Origin of the sequence: Sanguibacter massiliensis (genome assembly GCF_900240335.1) — a bacterium.
GTDB lineage: Bacteria > Actinomycetota > Actinomycetes > Actinomycetales > Cellulomonadaceae > Flavimobilis > Flavimobilis massiliensis.
The window spans coordinates 1-1,928 of record NZ_LT964992.1 but is presented as its reverse complement, the minus strand read 5'-3'; the positions used below and the strand labels follow the sequence as shown (position 1 = coordinate 1,928).

Annotated in this window: 3 protein-coding genes; 1 reads left to right on the top strand and 2 read right to left on the bottom strand. The window is 61.0% G+C overall.

Going from position 1 to position 1,928, the window contains the following annotated elements; all coding sequences use genetic code 11:
• Nucleotides 1–252: hypothetical protein (locus C1729_RS14840; RefSeq protein ID WP_129590786.1), on the top strand; the 252-nt coding region annotated here is incomplete at its 5' end.
• On the opposite strand, the gene C1729_RS14165 is transcribed toward C1729_RS14840, so the two are convergent.
• Together C1729_RS14165 and sul1 are read right to left on the bottom strand one after the other, a co-directional pair.
• Complete coding sequence (locus C1729_RS14165; RefSeq protein WP_000376623.1) at nucleotides 235–735, bottom strand: GNAT family N-acetyltransferase; 501 nt, start codon at nucleotides 733–735, stop codon at nucleotides 235–237. The genes C1729_RS14840 and C1729_RS14165 overlap by 18 nt on opposite strands.
• 127 nt (nucleotides 736–862) lie before the next feature.
• The gene (gene sul1, locus C1729_RS14155; protein WP_000946487.1) at nucleotides 863–1,714 is read right to left on the bottom strand and encodes a sulfonamide-resistant dihydropteroate synthase Sul1; all 852 of its coding nucleotides are present in this window, start codon (nucleotides 1,712–1,714) and stop codon (nucleotides 863–865) included.
• Nucleotides 1,715–1,928 lie beyond the last annotated feature (214 nt).

The following is a 1,928-nucleotide window of genomic DNA, read 5'->3' as shown; positions in this document are numbered from 1 at the left end:
AGCTTCACGATTTTTGCAACAGAGCCTCACATCACCCTGGAAATGGCGCCACTTGAAATCCGTCATCGTTCCGTCCGTCCAATCTCCGCCAAGCATGCTCAAGCTTCACGATTTTTGCAACAGAGCCATATCGACAACCTCTCGCGCAACCAAGACATCGCGGTCGGACTGCAAGTGATCTTGAAGCCACGGGCCCGTCCCACCCCGACATGGACCTCGATGCCCGAACGGACGTTAGATTTCGAGTTCTAGGCGTTCTGCGATGAAGGTTGGATCCCAGCCGGGATTGAAAGTGTCGACGTGGGTGAATCCGAGCCGCTCGTATAGGCCACGCAGGTTCGGGTGGCAGTCGAGCCGCAGCTTGGCGCACCCCTGCGTTCGCGCGGCATGGCGGCAAGCCTCGATCAGCGCGGAGCTGACACCCCGGCCCGCATGTGTCCGTCGCACCGCGAGCTTGTGCAGATATGCGGCCTCCCCCTTGAGGGCGTCGGGCCAGAACTCGGGATCCTCGGCCGACAAGGTGCAACAGCCGACGATGCCGTCGCTGCAACTCGCGACTAGGAGCTCGGATCTCAGGACGAAGGTCTCCGCGAATGTCCGGTCGATCCGCGCGACGTCCCAGGCGGGCGTTCCCTTGGCGGACATCCACGCCGCAGCGTCGTGCATCAGCCGCACAACCTCGTCGATATCACCCGAGCAGGCGACCCGAACGTTCGGAGGCTCCTCGCTGTCCATTCGCTCCCCTGGCGCGGTATGAACCGCCGCCTCATAGTGCAGTTTGATCCTGACGAGCCCAGCATGTCTGCGCCCACCTTCGCGGAACCTGACCAGGGTCCGCTAGCGGGCGGCCGGAAGGTGAATGCTAGGCATGATCTAACCCTCGGTCTCTGGCGTCGCGACTGCGAAATTTCGCGAGGGTTTCCGAGAAGGTGATTGCGCTTCGCAGATCTCCAGGCGCGTGGGTGCGGACGTAGTCAGCGCCATTGCCGATCGCGTGAAGTTCCGCCGCAAGGCTCGCTGGACCCAGATCCTTTACAGGAAGGCCAACGGTGGCGCCCAAGAAGGATTTCCGCGACACCGAGACCAATAGCGGAAGCCCCAACGCCGACTTCAGCTTTTGAAGGTTCGACAGCACGTGCAGCGATGTTTCCGGTGCGGGGCTCAAGAAAAATCCCATCCCCGGATCGAGGATGAGCCGGTCGGCAGCGACCCCGCTCCGTCGCAAGGCGGAAACCCGCGCCTCGAAGAACCGCACAATCTCGTCGAGCGCGTCTTCGGGTCGAAGGTGACCGGTGCGGGTGGCGATGCCATCCCGCTGCGCTGAGTGCATAACCACCAGCCTGCAGTCCGCCTCAGCAATATCGGGATAGAGCGCAGGGTCAGGAAATCCTTGGATATCGTTCAGGTAGCCCACGCCGCGCTTGAGCGCATAGCGCTGGGTTTCCGGTTGGAAGCTGTCGATTGAAACACGGTGCATCTGATCGGACAGGGCGTCTAAGAGCGGCGCAATACGTCTGATCTCATCGGCCGGCGATACAGGCCTCGCGTCCGGATGGCTGGCGGCCGGTCCGACATCCACGACGTCTGATCCGACTCGCAGCATTTCGATCGCCGCGGTGACAGCGCCGGCGGGGTCTAGCCGCCGGCTCTCATCGAAGAAGGAGTCCTCGGTGAGATTCAGAATGCCGAACACCGTCACCCTGCTGCGTAACATCGTTGCTGCTCCATAACATCAAACATCGACCCACGGCGTAACGCGCTTGCTGCTTGGATGCCCGAGGCATAGACTGTACAAAAAAACAGTCATAACAAGCCATGAAAACCGCCACTGCGCCGTTACCACCGCTGCGTTCGGTCAAGGTTCTGGACCAGTTGCGTGAGCGCATACGCTACTTGCATTATAGCTTACGAACCGAACAGGCTTATGT

Coding starts and splice junctions, on each gene's coding strand:
- C1729_RS14165 (WP_000376623.1), bottom strand. CDS start 735: ATGGACAGCGAGGAGCCTCCGAACGTTCGGGTCGCCTGCTCGGGTGAT.
- sul1 (WP_000946487.1), bottom strand. CDS start 1,714: ATGTTACGCAGCAGGGTGACGGTGTTCGGCATTCTGAATCTCACCGAG.